Annotated in this window: 20 protein-coding genes; 13 read left to right on the top strand and 7 right to left on the bottom strand. The window is 69.9% G+C overall.

The window, feature by feature from the left end; all coding sequences use genetic code 11:
• The first annotated feature begins 92 nt into the window (after positions 1-92).
• The 3 genes from D452_RS0102280 to D452_RS0102270 all read left to right on the top strand — a co-directional run bounded on the left by D452_RS0102280 (position 93) and on the right by D452_RS0102270 (position 2,138).
• Positions 93-944 carry a DUF4097 family beta strand repeat-containing protein gene (locus D452_RS0102280; RefSeq protein ID WP_017542534.1) on the top strand — a complete coding sequence of 284 codons (852 nt, stop codon included), beginning with the start codon at positions 93-95 and terminating at the stop codon, positions 942-944.
• Positions 945-1,862, top strand: coding sequence for a PadR family transcriptional regulator (locus D452_RS0102275; protein WP_017542533.1), 918 nt, complete (start codon positions 945-947; stop codon positions 1,860-1,862).
• Between the two features lie 96 nt (positions 1,863-1,958).
• A complete protein-coding gene (locus D452_RS0102270; protein WP_017542532.1) occupies positions 1,959-2,138 on the top strand; it encodes a hypothetical protein in 180 nt (59 codons plus the stop codon).
• 119 nt (positions 2,139-2,257) lie between these two features.
• On the opposite strand, the gene D452_RS0102265 is transcribed toward D452_RS0102270, so the two are convergent.
• Positions 2,258-3,451, bottom strand: coding sequence for an NAD(P)-dependent malic enzyme (locus D452_RS0102265; RefSeq protein WP_017542531.1), 1,194 nt, complete (start codon positions 3,449-3,451; stop codon positions 2,258-2,260).
• A gap of 377 nt (positions 3,452-3,828) precedes the next feature.
• Between D452_RS0102265 and D452_RS0102255 the strand changes: the two genes are divergently transcribed.
• The 6 genes from D452_RS0102255 (at position 3,829) to D452_RS0102230 (ending at position 8,815) form a co-directional block, all read left to right on the top strand.
• Positions 3,829-4,740, top strand: coding sequence for an ABC transporter substrate-binding protein (locus tag D452_RS0102255; RefSeq protein WP_017542529.1), 912 nt, complete (start codon positions 3,829-3,831; stop codon positions 4,738-4,740).
• A gap of 61 nt (positions 4,741-4,801) precedes the next feature.
• The gene (locus D452_RS0102250; protein ID WP_017542528.1) at positions 4,802-5,761 is read left to right on the top strand and encodes an amino acid ABC transporter permease; all 960 of its coding nucleotides are present in this window, start codon (positions 4,802-4,804) and stop codon (positions 5,759-5,761) included.
• Entirely contained in the window at positions 5,761-6,591 is an 831-nt protein-coding gene (locus D452_RS0102245) for an amino acid ABC transporter ATP-binding protein (protein ID WP_017542527.1), read from the top strand. The genes D452_RS0102250 and D452_RS0102245 overlap by 1 nt, the downstream gene beginning before the upstream one ends.
• 162 nt (positions 6,592-6,753) lie before the next feature.
• A complete protein-coding gene (locus D452_RS0102240; RefSeq protein ID WP_017542526.1) occupies positions 6,754-7,344 on the top strand; it encodes a class I SAM-dependent methyltransferase in 591 nt (196 codons plus the stop codon).
• Between the two features lie 245 nt (positions 7,345-7,589).
• Positions 7,590-8,015, top strand: coding sequence for an ATP-binding protein (locus tag D452_RS0102235; RefSeq protein WP_026128903.1), 426 nt, complete (start codon positions 7,590-7,592; stop codon positions 8,013-8,015).
• Positions 8,016-8,056: 41 nt separating this feature from the next.
• Positions 8,057-8,815 (top strand): RNA polymerase sigma factor SigF, encoded by a 759-nt coding sequence (locus D452_RS0102230; protein WP_193374200.1) that lies wholly within the window; start codon positions 8,057-8,059, stop codon positions 8,813-8,815.
• Positions 8,816-8,846: 31 nt separating this feature from the next.
• Here the strand turns inward: D452_RS0102230 and D452_RS0102225 are convergent, their stop codons facing one another.
• Positions 8,847-9,242, bottom strand: coding sequence for a hypothetical protein (locus D452_RS0102225; protein ID WP_017542523.1), 396 nt, complete (start codon positions 9,240-9,242; stop codon positions 8,847-8,849).
• 155 nt (positions 9,243-9,397) lie between these two features.
• On the opposite strand from D452_RS0102225, the gene D452_RS0102220 reads away from it, so the two are divergent.
• A complete protein-coding gene (locus tag D452_RS0102220) occupies positions 9,398-10,330 on the top strand; it encodes a diacylglycerol/lipid kinase family protein (protein ID WP_026128902.1) in 933 nt (310 codons plus the stop codon).
• 287 nt (positions 10,331-10,617) lie between these two features.
• Complete coding sequence (locus tag D452_RS0102215) at positions 10,618-10,872, top strand: WhiB family transcriptional regulator (protein WP_017542521.1); 255 nt, start codon at positions 10,618-10,620, stop codon at positions 10,870-10,872.
• Positions 10,873-10,977: 105 nt separating this feature from the next.
• Here D452_RS0102215 and D452_RS0102210 read toward each other — a convergent pair whose 3' ends face one another.
• Positions 10,978-12,522, bottom strand: coding sequence for a sensor histidine kinase (locus D452_RS0102210; protein WP_017542520.1), 1,545 nt, complete (start codon positions 12,520-12,522; stop codon positions 10,978-10,980).
• Between the two features lie 133 nt (positions 12,523-12,655).
• On the opposite strand from D452_RS0102210, the gene D452_RS0102205 reads away from it, so the two are divergent.
• Entirely contained in the window at positions 12,656-13,396 is a 741-nt protein-coding gene (locus tag D452_RS0102205) for a GntR family transcriptional regulator (RefSeq protein WP_017542519.1), read from the top strand.
• A gap of 356 nt (positions 13,397-13,752) precedes the next feature.
• On the opposite strand, the gene D452_RS0102200 is transcribed toward D452_RS0102205, so the two are convergent.
• From D452_RS0102200 to D452_RS0102185, 4 genes are all read right to left on the bottom strand, one after another.
• Positions 13,753-15,084 (bottom strand): HD-GYP domain-containing protein, encoded by a 1,332-nt coding sequence (locus tag D452_RS0102200; RefSeq protein ID WP_017542518.1) that lies wholly within the window; start codon positions 15,082-15,084, stop codon positions 13,753-13,755.
• Positions 15,084-16,430 carry an HD-GYP domain-containing protein gene (locus D452_RS0102195; RefSeq protein ID WP_017542517.1) on the bottom strand — a complete coding sequence of 449 codons (1,347 nt, stop codon included), beginning with the start codon at positions 16,428-16,430 and terminating at the stop codon, positions 15,084-15,086. Before D452_RS0102195 ends, D452_RS0102200 begins: the two co-directional genes overlap by 1 nt.
• Positions 16,431-17,255: 825 nt before the next feature.
• Positions 17,256-17,564 (bottom strand): mycothiol system anti-sigma-R factor, encoded by a 309-nt coding sequence (gene rsrA, locus D452_RS0102190; protein ID WP_017542516.1) that lies wholly within the window; start codon positions 17,562-17,564, stop codon positions 17,256-17,258.
• Complete coding sequence (locus tag D452_RS0102185; protein ID WP_017542515.1) at positions 17,561-18,232, bottom strand: sigma-70 family RNA polymerase sigma factor; 672 nt, start codon at positions 18,230-18,232, stop codon at positions 17,561-17,563. Before D452_RS0102185 ends, rsrA begins: the two co-directional genes overlap by 4 nt.
• 373 nt (positions 18,233-18,605) lie before the next feature.
• Between D452_RS0102185 and D452_RS0102180 the strand changes: the two genes are divergently transcribed.
• Positions 18,606-19,427, top strand: a complete 822-nt coding sequence (locus D452_RS0102180; RefSeq protein WP_017542514.1) for a class I SAM-dependent methyltransferase — start codon at positions 18,606-18,608, stop codon at positions 19,425-19,427.
• Positions 19,428-19,564: the final 137 nt, after the last annotated feature.

Raw genomic sequence — 19,564 nt, 5'->3', positions numbered from 1 at the left:
CTGACACGACCCTGAAATCCGCGACATATCTTGAGTTCGGCGAACACGCGACATATCGTGAAGTCATCGAGAGCGAGCGGAAGGGATTCACGATGGCACGTTGGTCCATCGACAGTCCGATGACCCACACCCTGGACGGCATCGTCGCCCTCAAGGTGCGCATCGTCAGCGGACAGGTCAACATCATCCCCACGGACGACCCGGTCACCTTCGAGATCTCCGAGATCGAGGGCGAGCCCCTGGAGGTCACCCAGGAGGCGGGCATCCTCACCATCCACTACCAGGACCTCACCGGCCAGGGTCTGCTGGACCGGCTCAAGCCCATCCAGCTGGGCCGCTACCGCAACATCGCCTCCCGGCGGGCCACGGTCGACCTGCGGGTCCCCCGTGACTGCCCGGTGGAGGTCACCACGGCCGGGGCCCCGGTGGTCGTCGCCGGGCTGACCTCCCGTACCCGCGTCCGCACCGCCACCGGCGAGGTCACCCTGGACGGCGTGTCCGGGGAGACCGAGGTCAACACCGCCTCCGCCAACGCCTCGGTGCGCTCCCCCGGCGGCACCCTCTCCTTCAACAGCGCCAGCGGACAGCTCGCGGTGGCCGGCGGTCGCCTGGCGGAGCTGCGCGCCAAGACCGCCTCCGGCCACGTGCTCGTGGACACCGACCTGGCGGCCTCCGCCCGGGTCCGGGTGACCACGGTCTCCGGCGAGGTGGCCCTGCGGGTGCCCTCGGAGAGCTCGGCCACCGTGGAGCTGCGCGCCGTCACCGGCAAGGTGGACTCGGACTTCGGTCTGGACCGCCGCAGCGCCCCGGCCCGCACCGCCCTGACCGGCAAGATCGGCGTGGGCGTCGACCCCGCCTCCATCAGTGTCAACTCCGTGTCCGGGCGGACGGCGCTGCTGCGCCGCGCGCCCGAGGCCCCGGCCGCGATCCCCGAGGGGGCCTGAATGAGTACCATCTTCGGCCACGGCAGACTCCGGCTCTACCTGCTCAAGCTGCTGGACGAGAGCCCGCGCCACGGATACGAGATCATCAGCCTGCTCCGGGACCGCTTCCTCGGCGTGTACTCGCCCTCTCCCGGCACCATCTACCCCCGCCTCGCACGGCTGGAGGAGGAGGGGCTGGTCACGCACACGGAGAAGGGCGGCCGCAAGGTCTACAGCCTCACCGACAAGGGCCGTGCGGAGCTGCGGGCCCGCGAGAGCGACCTGGACGACCTGGAGAAGGAGATCACCGACTCGGTCCGCGACATCGCCCGCGCCGTGAAGCAGGACGTCCGCGAGACCATCAGCTCGCTGCGCGACGAACTCAAGTTCGCCTCGGGCGAGGGGCGTCGTGAGAGCTCCGGCGGCGAGGACCGGAAGAAGCCCGACGACAAGGACCGGGACTGCGGCGACAACGGCATGTGGGCCCGCGAGTGGGAGCGGTTCGCCCAGGGGTTCGGTGCCTTCGGCGCGGCCTGGGGCGGTCGCGGCGAGTCCGAGGGCTCGGAGCGCTCCGACTCCGACGGCGCGAAGCCCGGTGCGCAGGACCGCGCCGAGTTCGAGCACGCCCTGCGCGACTTCTCGGTGAAGGTCCGTGACATGGTGCGCGGCGCCGGCCAGGTGGGCGAGTCCGCCAGCAACGACCTGCGGCGCATCCTGGACGAGACCGTCGAGGTGATCCGACGCGACATGGGCCGCTGGGGGCCGCCCGACCGCGACGAGAGCACCGGGCCCTCCGACGGGTCCGGGACCGCTGAGCGGCCCGAGCCCGAACCCGAGTCCAAGCCCGAACCGGAGACCCCGGACGCCCGACCGATGCCGCCCGCCGGCGGGGACCCCTGGTCCACCGCCACCGGCGAGGACGACCAGAAGAAGGACTGACCGAGACCGGCCCGGCACGGGGCCCGGAGGACCGCGCGGGGGCGTGGTCCTCCGGGCCCCTCCGTGCACGCGGGTCGGCGAAGGAGGAGGAACCCCGTGTTGGTTCCGTACACGATCGAGCAGGACGAGGAAGGGATCTGGTGCGCCCGCGCCGTGCTCCGCGCGGGGGTCACCGCCCACGGTGAGGGGGACACCCCGGACGCCGCCCTGGCCGACCTGCGCACGGCTTTCGCCCTGCTCACCGAGGAGTTCGGCTCCCCCGCCGAGCTGCTGTGAAGGGAACCCTGCGGGGGCTCCTCAAGGACTGCGGTAGGAGCGTTGAGAAGCTCCGGGAACTCATGGGAAACAAGGGGCCCGGAGACCGTGGTCGGTCTCCGGGCCCCCTCGCGTGCCTGCTAACGGCGGGCGACGCCGTCCTTGCGAGCCTGGGCGGCGACAGCGGCGGAGACCGCCGGGACCACCCGGTCGTCGAAGGGGCTGGGGATCACGTAGTCGGCGCTGAGGTCGTCACCGACCAGGTCGGCCAGCGCCTTGGCGGCGGCCAGCTTCATGTTCTCGGTGATGTCGGTGGCCTGGACGTCGAAGGCGCCACGGAAGACCCCCGGGAAGGCGAGCACGTTGTTGATCTGGTTCGGGAAGTCGCTGCGCCCGGTGGCGACGACGCTCGCGTACCTGCGGGCGACGTCCGGGTGCACCTCGGGGTTGGGGTTGGCCATCGCGAAGACGATGGCGTTCTCGGCCATGGTGGCCACGACCGACTCGGGCACCTCCCCGGCGGACAGGCCCACGAACACGTCGGCGCCCTCGAGCGCGCTCTCGATGGAGCCCTGGAGACCCGCCCGGTTGCTGATCTCGGCCAGCTCCTGCTTGACCGGGGTCAGGCCCTCGCGGCCCTGGTGGATGATGCCCTTGGAGTCGGCCACGGCGATGTCGCCGATCCCGCCGTCGATGAGCATCTTGGTGACGGCGACCCCGGCGGCCCCCGCCCCGGAGACGACCACTCGCAGGTCGGCCAGGGTGCGGCCGGTGAGGCGGGCCGCGTTGTGCAGCGCCGCGACGGTCACGATGGCGGTGCCGTGCTGGTCGTCGTGGAAGACCGGGACGTCCAGGCGCTCACGCAGCTTGGCCTCGATCTCGAAGCAGCGCGGAGCGGAGATGTCCTCCAGGTTGACGCCGCCGAAGGACGGCGACATCCGCACGACGGTCTCGACGATCTCGTCGGCGTCGGTGCAGTTGAGGGCGATCGGGATGGAGTCGACGTCGGCGAACTGCTTGAACAGCAGCGACTTGCCCTCCATGACCGGCAGGGACGCCTCCGGGCCGATGTTGCCCAGACCGAGCACGGCGGTGCCGTCGGTGACGACGGCGACCAGGTTGCTCTTCCAGGTGTAGGTCTCGACGAGTTCGGCGTTCTCGGCGATGGCGTCGCAGACGCGGGCGACACCGGGGGTGTACGCGAGGGACAGGCCCTCCTGGTCGCTCACGTCGACGGAGGAGGTCACGTGCAGCTTGCCGCCGCGGTGCATGGCGAACGCCGGGTCCTCGTCCAGGGGGGACGTGTTCTGGGTACGCGAAGAAAAGGTGGTCACTACTCAAACCCCTCGGTCTGCTGTACGTCCGCGTCGGCCATGACGTGGACGGTGGGCCACGGAGCGCGCGCGAAGACGTCAGGGTGCCAGGGGGCCCTCGTCGGCACCGGTCGGCCATGACCGGGGTGTACGCCGGGAGGGGTGGTCTTCGCCGGACTCTTATACGAGTACTGCGCGTCCGCATCTCACGGGGATAACCCGTTACGCAATTCTCTCACAACGGTGACCGGAGGAAAATCGCGGGTCGACACAATGGAACGTTACTGATGTGTCGCCCACCGGCACCTCATCCACCTCAAGTCCCCACTGGTCGGCCCCGCGACGCAGCGGACCCACCCCTCGACCAGGCACTCCGTGCTCCCTGAAGGAGACCCACCATGGCCCTGCGCAAGCCCCTGTCCGAGCCCCGGACCTACCTCACCGCCCTGGCGACGGCCGGCGTGCTGGCTCTGGCTGCTTGCGGCAACGGTGGTGACGGAGCCTCCGACGAGGCGGACGCCCCCGATGTCGCCGTCGACGAGGAGCTCGCCGCGCTCCTGCCCGACGCTGTCGCCGACGCCGGCGCCGTCACGATCGGCGTCGAGGCGTCCTACCCGCCTGGCGAGTACCTGGACGAGGACGGCGAGACCGTCCTCGGCTTCAACGTCGACCTCATCGAGGCCGCGCTGGGCAAGCTCGGCCTGGAGGCCGACTGGGAGCCCACCACCTTCGACTCGATCATCATCGGCGTCGACACCGGCACCTACGACCTCGGCGCCTCCTCCTTCACCATCACGGAGGAGCGCATGGAGGCCGTGAACATGGTCAGCTACTTCTCCTCCGGCACCCAGTGGTTCGCCCCGGCGGGCAACCCCGACGGCGTCGACCCCGACAACGCCTGCGGCCTGCGCATCGCGGTGCAGACGGGCACCACGCACGACCACGACATCGAGGCCCGCAGTGAGGCCTGTGTCGAGGCGGGCGAGGACGCCATCACCATCGAGAAGTTCCAGACCCAGCCCCAGGCCACCGAGACCATCGTCTCCGGCCTGAACGACGCCTCCCTGGCCGACCTGCCGACCTCGCTCTACGCTCTCCAGCAGACCGGTGAGCAGCTGGAGTTCATCGGCGAGCAGTACGACGCCGCCCCCTACGGCGTCGTCGTCAACCAGGAGCAGGAGGAGCTCTCCGAGGCCGTCGCCGCCGCCTTCAACGCCATCATTGAGGACGGCACCTACGAGGAGGTCCTCGCCGAGTGGGGCATCGAGGGCGGCGCCCTGGAGACCTCCGAGGTCAACCCCGCCGCCTAGGGCTGTTCGGCGGACACGCCCCAGAGCACCGCACTCCCGTCAACCAAGCGAAAGTCTGACTGTGACCTCACCGAGCGAACCGGTGGGCGGCCCGGGGTCGAAGGAACCGACCCCGGGCCGTTCGGCCGCTCCGATCACCGCCGTCCCCGTCCGGTACCCCGAACGGTGGGTGGCCGCCGGGATCATCCTGGTCCTCGCCGCGATGTTCGTGCACATGCTGTTCACGAACCCCGCCTTCAACTGGCCGTTCATGTTCGACAACATGTTCTCCGAGCCCGTGCTCCGGGGCGTGTGGGTCACGCTGAGCGCGACCGTGTTGTCGATGGTCATCGGCGTCCTCCTGGGCATCATCCTCGCGGTGATGCGCCTGTCCGGTAACCCCGTGCTGGTCACGGTCTCCTGGATGTACACGTGGTTCTTCCGAGGGGTGCCCCGGCTCGTGCTGGCGGTGCTCTTCGGCAACCTCGCGATCCTGTACTCGACCATCCACATCGGGCTGCCGTTCGACAACTACTGGATGCCGTGGCTGGGCCTGGAGGGCGACGCCCGCTTCTTCGAGATCGACGCGCGCACCCTCCTGACCGGCTACACGGCGGGCCTGCTCGCCCTGTCGCTGTCCGAGGGCGCCTACATGGCGGAGATCATCCGCGCCGGCCTCCAGTCCGTGGACAAGGGCCAAACAGAGGCCGCGCAGGCGCTCGGGATGAGCCGGAGCAGGATCATGCGGCGGATCACGCTGCCGCAGGCGATGCGGGTGGTGATCCCCCCGACCGGCAACGAGACCATCGCCATGCTCAAGGACACGGCGCTGCTCGCCTACGTGCCGGTGACCATCGAGCTCTTCTACCAGCTCCAGGCGATCGGCACCCGGAGCTACCAGATCTTCCCGATGCTGGTGGCCGCGTGTCTGTGGTACCTGGCCATCACCAGCGTCCTGATGGTGGGCCAGTACTTCATCGAACGCAGGTTCAACCGGAGCGGACGCGGGGTCCGGGACCGCATCGTGGGAGGGGCGCACTGATGGCCGACCAGACCAGTGACCACGGGCCGGAGGGCGTCGTGGAGACCGCGGAGGGCACCGAACTGCCCGCCGACGCCCTCGTGGTGGCGGAGAACGTCCACAAGAGCTTCGGGCGCCTGGAGGTCCTCAAGGGCATCGACCTCCAGGTCAAGCGCGGCGAGGTCATGTGCGTGGTCGGCCCCTCGGGGTCGGGCAAGTCCACGTTCCTGCGCTGCGTCAACCACCTGGAGAAGCTCACCGCCGGCCGTCTGTGGGTCAACGGCGAGCTGATGGGCTACCGGCAGAAGCGCGGACGCCTGTACGAGCTGCGCGACACCGAGATCGCCGCCCAGCGCAGCGACATCGGGATGGTCTTCCAGCGCTTCAACCTGTTCCCGCACCTGACCGTGCTCGGCAACGTCATCGAGGCCCCGGTGCAGGTCAAGAAGGTGCCGCGCGCCGAGGCCACCGAACGCGCCCGGGAGCTCCTCGAGCGGGTCGGCCTCCCGGACAAGGCGGACGCCTACCCCGAGCAGCTCTCCGGCGGCCAGCAGCAGCGCGTGGCGATCGCCCGCGCGCTGGCGATGGAGCCGTCGCTGATGCTGTTCGACGAGCCCACCAGCGCGCTGGACCCGGAGTTGGTCGGCGAGGTGCTCGACGTCATGCGCGACCTCGCCCGGGGTGGCATGACGATGGTCGTGGTCACCCACGAGATGGGCTTCGCCCGCGAGGTCGGCGACTCCCTGGTCTTCATGGACGACGGGGTCGTCGTGGAGTCGGGCACCCCGTCCGAGGTGCTGACCAACCCGCAACACGAGCGTACCCAGGCCTTCCTCTCCAAGGTGCTATAGACACACCGGCCACCGCGGTCCGCCGCGACGCCGCGAGGGCCCCGCGTTCCCCACGGAGCGCGGGGCCCTCGCTGTTCACGGGAAAGCACCCCCGATGCCCTTGACCCCGGGGGCTCCCGCCTCCAGAGTCGTCACGTGACATCCACCTGCCCGGGGAGAGGCATGGACGCGCGTACGGAGAAGGTTCGCGAGCTGTGGGAGAAGAGGGCGGGAGGCTACGACGCGGGATCGCGGATGGAACCGCCGAGTGTCCGGCGCACCCGTCGTCTGCTGTGCGGCGGCGCGCGGGGACGCACCCTCGAAGTGGCGGTGGGCACCGGGATCAACCTGGAGCTCTACCCACCACAGGTCGTCCTCACCGGGGTGGACCTGAGCCCCACCATGCTCGCGCGGGCCCGGGAGCGGGCCGAGGAGCAGGGACGCCCGGTGCACCTGGTGGAGGGCGACGCCCAGCGGCTCTCCTTCGCCGACCAGTCCTTCGACACCGTCCTGTGCGCGCTCGCGCTCTGCACGATCCCCGACCAGGAGCGCGCCCTGGCCGAGATGTACCGGGTCCTGGTCCCCGGCGGACGGCTGCTGCTGGTCGACCACATCGAGTACACGCGCTTCCCGTTCCGGCTGCGCGAACGTCTGCGCTCACACCCGCGCAGACTGCCTCGCGCGGTCGCCGAGGAGGTCGGGTTCGAGGTGGGCCACCACGACCGGCTGTTGATGGGAATGGTGGAGCGGCTGGTCGCCCGACGGCCCCGGTGAGTCTCGACGGCGGGCCCCACCGGCGCGGCGCGTACCCTGGGTTGGCCCCCCACGGATGTGTTGACGGTCCGTCGCCCGAACGGCGACGCGCTGACCGCACTGGCTCCCGCAAGGGGTCCGGACGGACCATTCGTCTCGTGTTCACCCCGTGAGGGCTGGACACGATCCCATCGCCCTGCGTCAGTGGCAGGGTGAAACGAGATACATTGCTCTCAAGCGGCAACCTCGCCCCCCGAAGGAGGGACGTGACCGAAGAAACCGCTGTGCCCACGGCCGACGCCACCGGTGTACGCGACGCTGTCACCGTCAACATGCCAGCCGACAGCGCTTACCTGTCTGTCCTGCGCACGGCGACGGCAGGGCTGGCCGCCCGACTCGACTTCACCCTCGACGAGATCGAGGACCTGAGGATCGGGGTCGACGAGGCCTGCGCGATGCTCCTCTCCCAGGCGCTGCCCGGCACAGAACTGACCACGGAATTCGAACTCACCCCCGACGGGATGCGCATCTCGGTCTCGGTGATGACGGCGGACGGACGCCTGCCCGCACGTGACACCTTCGCCTGGACCGTTCTTTCCGCTCTCGCCGGGGATGTCGACGCGGGGGTCGGTCCGGACGACCGCGTCTACATCGTCCTGTACAAACGCCGTGGCGCCCTGGAGCCGGCGTGAGCGAAAGGGGGCCCGCTCTGACAGCGAAGACCGAGCACGCGGTGCCCGACCGGGCGCGCGCGAGAGAGTTGTTCGAGCGCCTTAACGACCTCGACGCGGACGCGCCCGAGCGCAGGGCGATCCGCGACGAACTGGTCGAGCTCCACCTGCCCTTGGTGGAGTACCTGGCCCGCAGGTTCCGCAACCGGGGCGAGTGGCTGGACGACCTCACGCAGGTGGCCACGATCGGGCTGATCAAGTCCATCGACCGGTTCGATCTGGAACGCGGGGTGGAGTTCTCCACCTACGCGACCCCGACGATCGTCGGCGAGATCAAACGCCACTTCCGGGACAAGGGCTGGGCGGTGCGGGTACCGCGCCGTCTCCAGGAGCTGAAGCTCTCGCTGACCAAGGCGGTCAGCGACCTGTCCCAGCGCGAGGGGCGCTCGCCCACCGTCGCGGAGCTGGCCACGCACCTCCAGATGACCGAGGAGGAGGTGCTGGAGGGCCTGGAGTCCGCCAACGCCTACTCGACGGTGTCGTTGGACGCCCCCGACAGCGGGGACGAGGACGCCCCCGCGGTGGCCGACTCCCTGGGGATCGTCGACGAGTCCCTGGAGGGCGTGGAGTACCGGGAGTCGCTCAAACCGCTCCTGGAGCAGCTCCCGCCCCGCGAGAAGCGCATCCTGCTGCTGCGCTTCTTCGGGAACATGACGCAGTCGCAGATCGCCCAGGAGCTCGGGATCTCCCAGATGCACGTGTCGCGTCTGCTCGCGCGCACCCTGGCCCAGCTGCGTCAGGCGCTCACCACGGACGACTGACCCGGTGCGCGGCCGACGGCCGCGGTGACCGTTACCGGCGCCCCTCGGTGTCGGAGAACAGCACCGCGGTCGTCGGCGGCGACAGGACGGCCGTCGCCGCGGCGACGGCCACGGCGAGCATGACCGCGCAGATCACGTACTGCTCCCCCGTGTACATGTAGTACGCCACCACGGCCATGAAGAGCTGGGTGACCACCACCGGGGTACGGGCCCAGTCGCGCAGGTTCCAGAGCCCGTACGCGACGAAGACGAGCAGCGCGCCGACCCCGACCCCGATCACGGTGAGCGGGATGGCGGAGGAGACCGGATCGGTGGCCCGTCCGGTGATGGCGGTGTACAGGCTGTAGATTCCGGCGAACGCCGCGACCAGCCCGATCAGGGCCTCCAGCACGGCGGCGATGACGATGGTGAAGGGACGCGAAGACACCCGACGAGCCTATACGCGCTCCCGGTGTCCCCCTCTCCGGCCCGCCCTCGGAGACGCTCCCGCGCCCGGCCCACCCGGTGCCCCCGCGTGGCAGCCCCCGTGGTGGGGCCCGACTCCGCGCCCCTCGTGGACGACGCACCGCCTAGACTGACCGGGTGCGAGCCCTATTCATCGTGAACCCCCAGGCGACCACGACCACCTCCCGCACGCGCGAGGTGATCCTGGGCGCCCTGGCCTCCGAGCTGGACGTGACCCCCGTCGAGACCGCCCATCGTGACCACGCTCGCGAGCTGGCGCGGGGCGCGGCCGCGGACGGCTACGAACTCGTGTTGAGCCTGGGCGGTGACGGCACCGTGAACGAGGTCGTCAACGGGCTCCTCACTACCCCCGAGGACCTGCCCCGCCCCCGGTACGCCGTCATCCCGGGCGGGAGCGCGAACGTGTTCATCCGCTCGCTCGGGGTCCCCGGTGACCCCGTCGAGGCGACCGGTGCCGTCCTGGAGGCCATTCGGGCGGGGCGTGAGCGGGAGATCGGACTGGGCCGGATCACCGGCGACCAGGACGACCGTTACTTCACTTTCTGCGCCGGTTTCGGGTGGGACGCCGATGTGGTGCAGCAGGTGGAGCAGGAACGCGGCAACGGCAGGAAGGCCACCCCCGCGCTGTACGCGGAGACCGCGGTAAAGCTGTTCTTCCGGGGCGATATCCGCGATCCGTCACTCAGCGTGTCCAGCGACGGAACGTCACTGGAGGACGTCTATTTCGCGCTGGTCACGAACACCACTCCGTGGACCTACGCGGGGGCGCTGCCACTTCAGCCCACCCCGGCCTCACGTTTCGAGCTGGGTCTGGACGCATTCGCGCTGACGCAGTCCTCGCACGCGCTGACTGGCTGGGTTCTTTCCCAAATGTTCTTCCCCAAGGGCCTTCCCGCACGTGGTGACGGCTACGTGACCTGGCACGACCAGGTGTCACTGCGCATCTCCTCGTCCCATCCCCGGGCCTTCCAAATCGACGGTGAATACCTGGGCGAGCGTGAAGAGGTCAACTTCCACTCGGTACCGAAGGCATTACGAATCTTCTGTTAATAACGTCGAAAGCAGCCATTCCCGATGACTGTGACGCACCCGACACGCCGAACAGGACCTTTGGCCTCGGGGACTCTTGCATGCCCCCCGCGTTCCTGTCACGCTCAGGATATCGCCGCGAGTTACGGGCGAGTTAATTTGGGCGCTTCCCACGTGGCCGTGGGGTGAAACCTCACTTACCTCGGCCTTGTCGACACCTCCGGTGGACCCCCTCCGCCGGGCGCCCTTGCACATTCCGATCGTGAAAAGCTTCACAAATGATCGCCTCACTGTGAGGAGTGGACCGCATGGACTGGCGCCATGACGCAGCCTGCCGTGACGAAGACCCCGAACTCTTCTTCCCCATCGGCGACTACGGCCCCGCACTGAACCAGATCGAGGAGGCCAAGGCGGTGTGTCAGCGCTGCCCGGTCAGCTCGGCGTGTCTGAAGTGGGCACTGGAAAGCGGCCAGGACGGCGGCGTCTGGGGTGGCACCTCCGAGGAGGAACGTCGCCGCATCAAGCGCCGTGGCACCACGCTGCGTCCGATGGTCCGCAGCTGACCACCGGCCCCGACCGACCGACGACCCCCGTTGGCGCGGCGGGGGATCGCACACGTCCGTGCGGCCCCCGGACCGGGAGCGGCTCCCCCGGCCTCTCGGGCCCCCTCAGGGAACCTCCCGCTCCTCGTGCTCCAGCGGCAGGCTGATCGCCACCTCGGTACCGCCGGAATCCTTCGGCTTGATCGCCAGGGTCCCGCCGAGTTCTCCCACGATCAGGGTTCGCACGATCTGCAACCCCAGACTCGTGGTCCCCTCCAGGTCGAAGTCCTCCGGAAGACCGCCACCGTCGTCGAAGACGGCCAGTTCCAGGCTGCTCGGCCCAGGGTGGCCCGGCCCGGTGTCGAACCGGCACACCCGCACCTCGATCAGACCAGGGCCCTGGCCCAGGCCGTGCTCCACCGCGTTCTGCACCAGTTCGGCCAGCACCATCGACAACGGCGTCGCCACCAGCGCGTTCAGCAGGCCGAAGTGGCCGTCGCGTCTGGGCACCACCGCCTGTCCCGTCGAGGACACCTCCGCCGCCATCTGCATGACCCGGTCGGCGATGTCGTCGAAGTCCACCACCTCGTCCGGGGTGTGCGAGAGCATCTCGTGCACGATCGCGATGGACCCCACCCGGCCGACCGCCTCGTCCAGGGCCGCACGCGCCTCGGGAATGTCCAGGCGCCGTGACTGGAGCCGCAGCAGCGCCGCCACCGTCTGGAGGTTGTTCTTCACCCGGTGGTGGATCTCCCGGATGGTGGCGTCCTTGGTCATCAGCTCGCGCTCACGCCGCCGCAGTTCGGTGACGTCGCGGACCATCACCAGCGCGCCGATCCGCACCCCGTCGATCACCAGCGGTATGGCCCGCAGCTGCACGGTGACACCGCGGGCCTCGACCTCGGCCTCCTGCGGCGCGCGCCCGCTCGCGGTGTAGGTGAGGTTCTCGTCGCGGGCCTCCCCCTGGGCGGCCAGTTCCAGCGTGGTGCGGTCCAGGCGCGCACCCACCAGGTCGGCCGCCAGGCCCAGGCGCCGATACGCCGAGAGGGCGTTGGGGCTCGCGTAGACCACCTCGCCGTTCTGGTCCAGGCGCAGCAGGCCGTCACCGACCCTCGGCGAGCGGACCATGAGCGGCCCCTGCTCGCTGAACGGGAAGGCGCCCTCAGCGATCATCTGGGCGAGGTCGCCCGCGCTCTGGAGGTAGGTGAGCTCCAGACGGCTGGGCGTGCGCGCCGAACTCAGGTTGGTGCTGCGCTGGATGACCGCGATGAGGTTGCCCTCGCGGCGGACCGGAATGGTCTCCTCGCGCACCGGGACCCCGCCGGACCAGTCGGGGTCGCCGTCGCGGCAGATCCGTCCCTCGCTCCAGGCGCGGTCTATCAGGGCCCGGCGGCCGACCACCCTGGGCGCGGACCGGGACGTGACATCGGTCATGTCGTCCCGGAGCACCGCCTCCACCAGGTCGTCCTGGAAGGCGGTCGGGCCGGTCGTGGGCCGCATCTGCGCGATGGCTGTCCAGCCGTCGTCCTCGCGCAGGCGCACCCACAGCACGAGGTCCGCGAAGGAGAGGTCGGCCAGGAGCTGCCAGTCGGAGACCAGAGAGTGGATCCACTCCAGGTCCGCCTGCTTGAGTGACGTGTGACGGCGAATGAGGTCGCTGAGGTGAGGCACTCACAAATCATCCCATGAAGCCGTGCATACTCAAGGGACACGCACTCGACCAGTGGTCCACACCAATCGACGGCCGGAAGGCGGCCGCACCGACCACGTCCGGGCGGGGCGCGGAACGCGGCGGAGGAGACTGATGACTGGTCAGCACACACTGGACGGCAACCCCAGAGTGCCGAAGTACTACCAGGTCAAGAAGCAGTTGCTGGAGCTGATCGAGGCGATGCCGGCGGGGAACCCGGTCCCGCCCGAGCGATCGTTGGCCACCCAGTTCGGCACCTCGCGAACCACGGTGCGCCAGGCGCTGACCGAGATGGTGGTCGAGGGCCGGCTCCTGCGCATCCAGGGCAAGGGCACCTTCGTGGCCAAGCCGAAGGTCGCGCAGATCCTCCAGCTGACCAGCTACACGCAGGAGATGCGGGCGCACGGTCTACACCCGGCCACCCGCATCCTGGACGTGAGCTACATCAACGCGGACGACCAGCTCGCGGAACTCCTCGCGATCCGTTCGGGCGGCCGCGTGCTGCGCATCGAACGGCTCCGGCTGGCCAACGGTGAGCCCATGGCCGTCGAGACGGCCCACCTGGCCGCGCGACGCTTTCCCGGACTCCGGAGGCAGCTGGACCGCTACGCGTCGCTCTACGAGGCTCTGGCGAGCGCCTACGACGTCTCCCTCGCGGAGGCGGAGGCTTCGATCGAGACCGTCCTCGCCACTCCCAACGAGGCCCGCCTCCTCGGCGTGGACGTGGGACTGCCCCTGGTCCTGCACTGCCAGCACAGCTTCGACGGGGACGGGCACCCGGTGGAGTGGGTCCGCTCGCTCTACCGCGGCGACCGCTACAAGTTCGTCACCCGCCTGCGCCCGCCCCGGGACTGATCCGCGCACGCACGGTGCGGCCCCGACGTGCTCCCCCGTGACCATCCTCTCACCGGCGCCTTCCCGCCCCCCGGGCCGAGGACCCCTCCGCCCGGGTGCGGGGCCCTCGGAGCCCGCTGGTGGCACCCGACGCTTCCGCGGCCGCTCGCACCGCCCCTCGCCGACGCCTCGGACGCCGTCAACGCCCTCCGCCCGGTTGGCGGACGCACCGTTCCCGGCGCCGCTCCGGGCTCGCGCCCGCACATGGGAAGGGCGTCGTGGGCGATCGCTTCCCGGCGCGCAGCCGTCATCGGCGCACCGCCCGGTCCGGGTGACCCGGGCTCCGAAGCGGTGTCTCCCTTTACCGGGTGACCGGATCAGCCGCGCGCGAGCACGCTGGAGAGGGCGTCGACCACGCGCGGGTCGTACTCGCTGCCGGTGTCCATACGCAGGCGTTCCACCACGGCGGCCCGGCGCTCGGCGTCACCGTTCTCACCGACCAGGTCGTCGAAGGCGTTGGCGACCTTGATGATGCGGCTGCCCAGCGGGGGCACACCCTCATCGCCGTCCCCGGCCAGCGGCTCGCACTGGCGGCGGACCATCTCCGCGACGTTGTCCAGCACCCCGGTCTCCCGGATGATGGCCGACCCCAGCTCCGCGATCCGCCGCTGCTCCCTCGGCGAGGACAGCAGGGTGGCGCCGCCCGCGATGGGTTCACGAAGGGAGAGCTGGCCGATGTCGTGCATGAGCGCCGCGTACTCCAGTTCCAGCAGCTCCGCCTCGGCCAGACCCAGTTCGCAGGCGATGCCGTGGGAGAGCTGGCTGACGCGCCGCGAGTGGCCGTTCTCCACGTATCCGCCCACCTCGGTGACGCGGGACAGCGCCCGCACCGTCTCCAGGTAGGTGCGGCGCACCTCGGCGTGCCTGCGGAAGGCCACCTGGGAGACCAGCAGCGGCGCGAGGAAGACCAGCAGCCCCACCAGGCCGGTCACCGTACAGGCCAGGGCGATCAGCACTCCGCTGGAGGCGATCGCGCCGCCGGTCGCGACCTGTGCCCGGGCCTCGTCACGCATGGCCACCACCAGGCGGGTGCGCAGCCGCTCGGCGCGCAGTACGGCGGAGACCACGACGTCCAGCGACCACGCCAGGGCGACCAGGACGGTCATCATCAGGGCGACCACGACCGAGGGGCCGGTCAGGGCCAGGGCCTCCACCAGGGGCCGGAAGGCGACGGCGAGCAGCGACGCGGTGAGCACCCTGCGCGCGACGTCCTCCAGCCGTGGGCCGCGCCCCACAGCCACGTGCGGGAGTTCGCCCAGGGCCACACCCAGGGCGACCACCGCCACCACCTGCCAGGCGGTGTGGTGGCTGGCCTCTCCGCCCAGGCTGAGCAGGAACGCGTAGGCGATCGCCCCGGCCAGGGCGATCGGCGCGGACTCCCGGTGTCCTGGCAGCGTGATCCTGGCCAGTTCGCCGCCCGCGATGACCAGGCAGAAGGCCAGGGCCACGTAGGGCTGGTGGAACCCGGCAGCCGCGGTCCACACCAGGGAGGCCAGGGAGGCGGCGCCCACCCCGCCCACCAGGACCGCCCGGAAGGGTCTCGCGGTGCGCCAGGCGGGCCCCCAGGACCGCTGGTGGCCCAACGCCCCGCCCTCGGGGCCACCGGGGTAGGGCCCGGGGAGCGGCCCGTCCGACTGCTTCTGCGTCATCACCGGTCCTGGCCCCCCGTCACCGCGGCCGCCGACGTGGACTCGGCCACCGGTGCCGTACCGTCGCGCGGCGGTGCGGCCGGCACCGTCGCGCCCGTGTCCCCGATCCCGGAGTCGACGGAGGCGCCGTAGCAACCGCCCGGCGGTTCCGCGATGTCCGGGGTCTCCCAACCCTCACGGGTGACGGCCCGGACGAGGGCCTCCACCATGCGGGGATCGAACTGGCTGCCCGCGCAGCGCCGGAGCTCGACGATGGCGTCCTCGACGGACCAGGCCTTGCGGTAGGAGCGCGTCGAGGTGAGGCAGTCGAAGACGTCGGCCACGCTGATGATCCGAGCGGACTCGGGGATCTCCATCCCCACCAGCCCCATCGGGTAGCCGCGCCCGTCCAGGCGCTCGTGGTGGTGCCGGATGCCCGCGAGCGCCTCGTCCAGGAAGCTGATCTCGCGGACGATCTCGTACCCGCGCGTGGGGTGCAGCTTGATCGCCGCGTACTCGTCGTCAGTGAGCTTGCCGTTCTTCTGGAGCACCTTGGTGGGTACCCCGAGCTTGCCGATGTCGTGCAGCATCCCCGCGTACCGGATCTTCTGCACCCGCTCGGCGGGCATACCCAACTCGGCGGCGATCATCGCCGAGCCCTGGGCCACCCGCATGCAGTGGCCACGGGTGTAGTAGTCCTTCGTCTCCACGGCCTGGCACAGCGTGGCCAGGGTGGCCTCGTGCGCCCGCGCCTCGGCGGTCTGCTGGCCGAAGACCCACCGCGCGATGAACAGCGGCAGCAGGACCAGCAGCGGGGCGATGATCCCCACCGCGCCCCAGATGGCCGCGATCGCCAGGCCCAGCATCTGGTAGCCCACGGAGGCGACCTCCAGGGCGGCCAGCGGACGCCAGCGCAGCGGCCCCGCCCCGGCGGGCCGGGTGACGCCCAGGCACCACATGAGGACGCCGATGAGCACCGAGTTGAGCAGCGTGTGCGTCAGGACCGCCGCGACGTACGGCAGGACGATGCCGGGGAAGTCGGACTGTCCCGGCACCCCCACCGTGCCGCCGAGCAGGAGGTAGACGTGTCCGGCCACGTGGGCCGCCAGTGCGAACTGCGCTCCGTTGAAGGCGCGCTTGACCAGGCCCTGTCTGCGGACCGCCAGGCAGGAGGCGAAACCGACCACGGCCGCGCCGACCGGTCCCACCAGCACGACGGCGGCCAGGGCCACGGCCGAGCTCGGCGAGATCCCGGCTTCCTTGACGTCGACGACGACGTGTGTGCTTATCGACTCCGCGACGACGAAGAGGACCGCGATGAGTACCAGGGTCCCCAGGTCGATCCCCGTGTAGGGACCGACGAGCATGATGGCGACAGCACTGACAACGATGATCCCGACGTAGACACGCGCGCCCCAAGGAAGAGCCCGCACCCCCGTTCACCCCCCACCGACGACGACCGGACTGTCATGGTTTCACCGGTTCTGTTCTACCACCAAGACCATCCGGTAAAAGTGGAAGCCATCAAAACGGCGGACATCATCGAACCGAACATGGTGACGAACATCAGTCGTCCTCCTTCTCCCCGTGGCGGCGACCCCCTCATCCCCCGGGCACGCCGCGCAAATTACCTTATTCGTTGGATAAGGCCTCCAGTTTAACGGGCCACGACACCATCCTGATTACCCCCAACCCGAACCGGGGGCACACTCGCCACCCCCCGGAGCGAGAAGTTCCGGAGCGTGGAATTACTAATTCAATTAGTCATTCCAGATGACTACACAGAGTGACAATAGACCACAGGCGCGACACTGGGGACCTCCGATTCCTCGGGGGATCCTGCCACCGAGGCCAGCGGACCCCATCAGGCACGACTACCCATTGTGAGCATCCGAAACGGACTCTCACAAGTTCAAGGAAATTCATTCCGACTCGGTCACGACCGAAAACCGATTCGCCCCATCGGGCGTGTCGAACCCCCCGAGAACCACCCACCCGACACCCGAATGACCAAAACCCCCCGGACCCAACGGGATGCGTCGCACTCTTTCTACAAAAGCACTCAAATGGCCCAAAAAGCACCAGAACCCAACAAGAACCCCTGAATACACAAAAGTGGCGAAAGCTGGAATGCCAGCTTTCGCCACCCCGTCATCCCGGACGGCCCCGGCCGTCGACGGCTCAGGCCGGTGTCAGGCGGGCGCCCCGGGGGCCGCCCTGGCCTCGCGGGCCAGCTGCTCCTTGCGGGCCTCGGCCAGCCGGCCGAGGACCTTGTCCCGCAGGTCCAGCGGGACCGGATCGCAACCGCAGTGCTTGGCGACGAGCTTCTTCACGGCCTCTTCCAGGCCGTACTCGTCCAGGCAGGGGCTGCACCCGTCCAGGTGCGCCCTGACCTCGGGGCAGTCGCTCTCCTCCAGCTCGCCGTCAAGGTAGGTGTAGAGCTTGTCGAGCACCTCGCTGCACGGGGTGTCCGTCTCCGACTTGTCGTGGCCGTCGCTCATTGCCGATCTCCTCGATCCGACCCGCTCACCTGTCCTCGACCCCCCGCCGCCGACCCCGACGCGACGGCCGAGGCCTCCGCGGCTCTGGTCGCGGGGAGGAAACCACGGTCCACCGCGTACTCCTCAAGGTGGGAACGCAGCTGGCGCCGCCCCCTGTGCAGCCGGGACATGACCGTCCCGATGGGGGTGCCCATGATCTCGGCGACCTCCTTGTACGCGAAGCCCTCGACGTCCGCGAGGTAGACCGCGATCCGGAAGTCCTCCGGCAGCTCCTGGAGGGCGCGCTTGACGTCGCTGTCGGGGAGGTGCTCGAGCGCCTCGGCCTCGGCGGACTTCAGCCCCGCCGCCGTGTGCGAGGCGGCCTGGGCGAGCTGCCAGTCCTCGACGTCCTCGGTCCCGGCCTGCTTCGGCTCCCGCTGCTTCTTGCGGTAGGAGTTGATGAAGGTGTTCGTGAGGATGCGGTACAGCCACGCCTTCAGGTTGGTCCCCGCCTTGAACTGGTGGAAGGAACCGAACGCCTTGGCGAAGGTCTCCTGTACCAGGTCCTCGGCGTCCGAGGGGTTGCGTGTCATGCGCAGCGCCGCCGAGTAGAGCTGGTCGAGGAAGGGAAGCACGTCCCTCTCGAACCGCTCGTCCCGTTCCCCGGCTGTCTCCTGGCTCTGGTCCAAGCCCTTCGGCCTCCTCGCGCTGGTCCCTGGTGGGGTGTCCGTATCCCAACGATACGTTCCCACACCCCCGACCTGCGCATCGACGCCGCGTGGCGCCAACGCCGTTTCCTCGCGCTCAAGGCACGCACCAGCGGTCGGCATGCTCGAACCCATCCCCTTCCCTGCTCCCGTGTTCCTGCGGGTCCCCGCCTCGGGGACCCCCTCCGGGACCACGCCCCGGGCGGTGCTGGTCACAACAACGTCCTCCGCGACCTGATTCCACCCCTGCGGGTGGTGACCGGGTCCCCCTCCCGCCGAACTTTGTCGTTTGCCCGCGTCGGTGAAGGTGAGGCATGGCAGAGTGCGGGTAGGACACACTGAAGGATGGAGAGGAGTGCACGTGCGACCGTCCTCGACTCCGGCCTCCGACCGCCCCCGATCGCCCGCCGCCCAGTTCGCCACAACGGACCGGCTCTCGGACTACTGGCGCTTCTACTGGGCGGTCGCGGAGGCGCAGATCAGCCGGTGGCTCCCCGAGCGGCCCTCCCGGCTCCTCGACCTGTCCAGCCCCGACTTCCAGGGCACCCCACGCGCCGTCGCCGCTGGTCATGACGTCGTGACTCTGCTGCCCTCGGTGGACATGGCCATGCGCCGCCCTCTCACCCTGGTGAACGGCCGGGCGGTGGTGCCGCGTCCCACACCGCGCGGGCGCCTTCGGCACGTGGTCGGCGACTCCGCCTTCCTGCGCGCCTTCAGCCCCGAGTCGTTCGACGGGGTGATCGCTGACAACCGGGTGTTCTCCCGACACCTCGCCACCGAGTCGTCGATGTCCGAGGTGGCCCGGGTGCTGCGCCCGGGCGGCCGGGTGCTGGTCTGTGTGGACTCGGTGGTCCTGGGCATGGCGCTGCTGGCCGAACAGGACGCCTGGCCGGAACTGAGCCACGCGCCCAGCGCCGACGTGCTCCTGGTGCCCTGGCCGGACGGTTCGATCACCCGCTGCTTCACCGCGGAGCAGGTCACGGAGATGGTCACCGAGGCCGGGCTCGAACTGGAGTGGATCAAGCCGCGCACGGTCCTGTCCGCCTCCACCGTGGAGATGATGCTGGCCCGTGACCCGAGGTCCATGGCGCGGCTGGTGGAGATGGAACTGCACGCCGCCGACTCCGACGACTACGTCGGCGTCCACCTGGTCGCCAGCGCCCACAAGCCCGCGTAGCCGGTCCCCGGCGCCGCTCCTGTTACTTCTGACGGGTGTGAAGCCGGTGGTACTGCCGGTGCTGCTGTGACCCTGGGCGAGGGCCCGGCGGGCCCGCCACACCCTGCGGGGTGACGGGCCCGGGGTGGGCGCTCCCT

Source organism: Nocardiopsis prasina DSM 43845 (genome assembly GCF_000341265.1).
GTDB lineage: Bacteria > Actinomycetota > Actinomycetes > Streptosporangiales > Streptosporangiaceae > Nocardiopsis > Nocardiopsis prasina.
The sequence above is the reverse complement of the archived record's forward strand: the minus strand, read 5'-3'. Positions and strand labels throughout refer to the sequence as shown.

What these genes read in the sequence shown, in the direction of transcription:
- D452_RS0102280 (WP_017542534.1), top strand. Translation starts at nt 93, where the DNA reads ATGGCACGTTGGTCCATCGACAGTCCGATGACCCACACCCTGGACGGC.
- D452_RS0102275 (WP_017542533.1), top strand. Translation starts at nt 945, where the DNA reads ATGAGTACCATCTTCGGCCACGGCAGACTCCGGCTCTACCTGCTCAAG.
- D452_RS0102255 (WP_017542529.1), top strand. Translation starts at nt 3,829, where the DNA reads ATGGCCCTGCGCAAGCCCCTGTCCGAGCCCCGGACCTACCTCACCGCC.
- D452_RS0102245 (WP_017542527.1), top strand. Translation starts at nt 5,761, where the DNA reads ATGGCCGACCAGACCAGTGACCACGGGCCGGAGGGCGTCGTGGAGACC.
- D452_RS0102240 (WP_017542526.1), top strand. Translation starts at nt 6,754, where the DNA reads ATGGACGCGCGTACGGAGAAGGTTCGCGAGCTGTGGGAGAAGAGGGCG.
- D452_RS0102215 (WP_017542521.1), top strand. Translation starts at nt 10,618, where the DNA reads ATGGACTGGCGCCATGACGCAGCCTGCCGTGACGAAGACCCCGAACTC.
- D452_RS0102205 (WP_017542519.1), top strand. Translation starts at nt 12,656, where the DNA reads ATGACTGGTCAGCACACACTGGACGGCAACCCCAGAGTGCCGAAGTAC.
- D452_RS0102200 (WP_017542518.1), bottom strand. Translation starts at nt 15,084, where the DNA reads ATGACGCAGAAGCAGTCGGACGGGCCGCTCCCCGGGCCCTACCCCGGT.
- D452_RS0102195 (WP_017542517.1), bottom strand. Translation starts at nt 16,430, where the DNA reads ATGCTCGTCGGTCCCTACACGGGGATCGACCTGGGGACCCTGGTACTC.
- rsrA (WP_017542516.1), bottom strand. Translation starts at nt 17,564, where the DNA reads ATGAGCGACGGCCACGACAAGTCGGAGACGGACACCCCGTGCAGCGAG.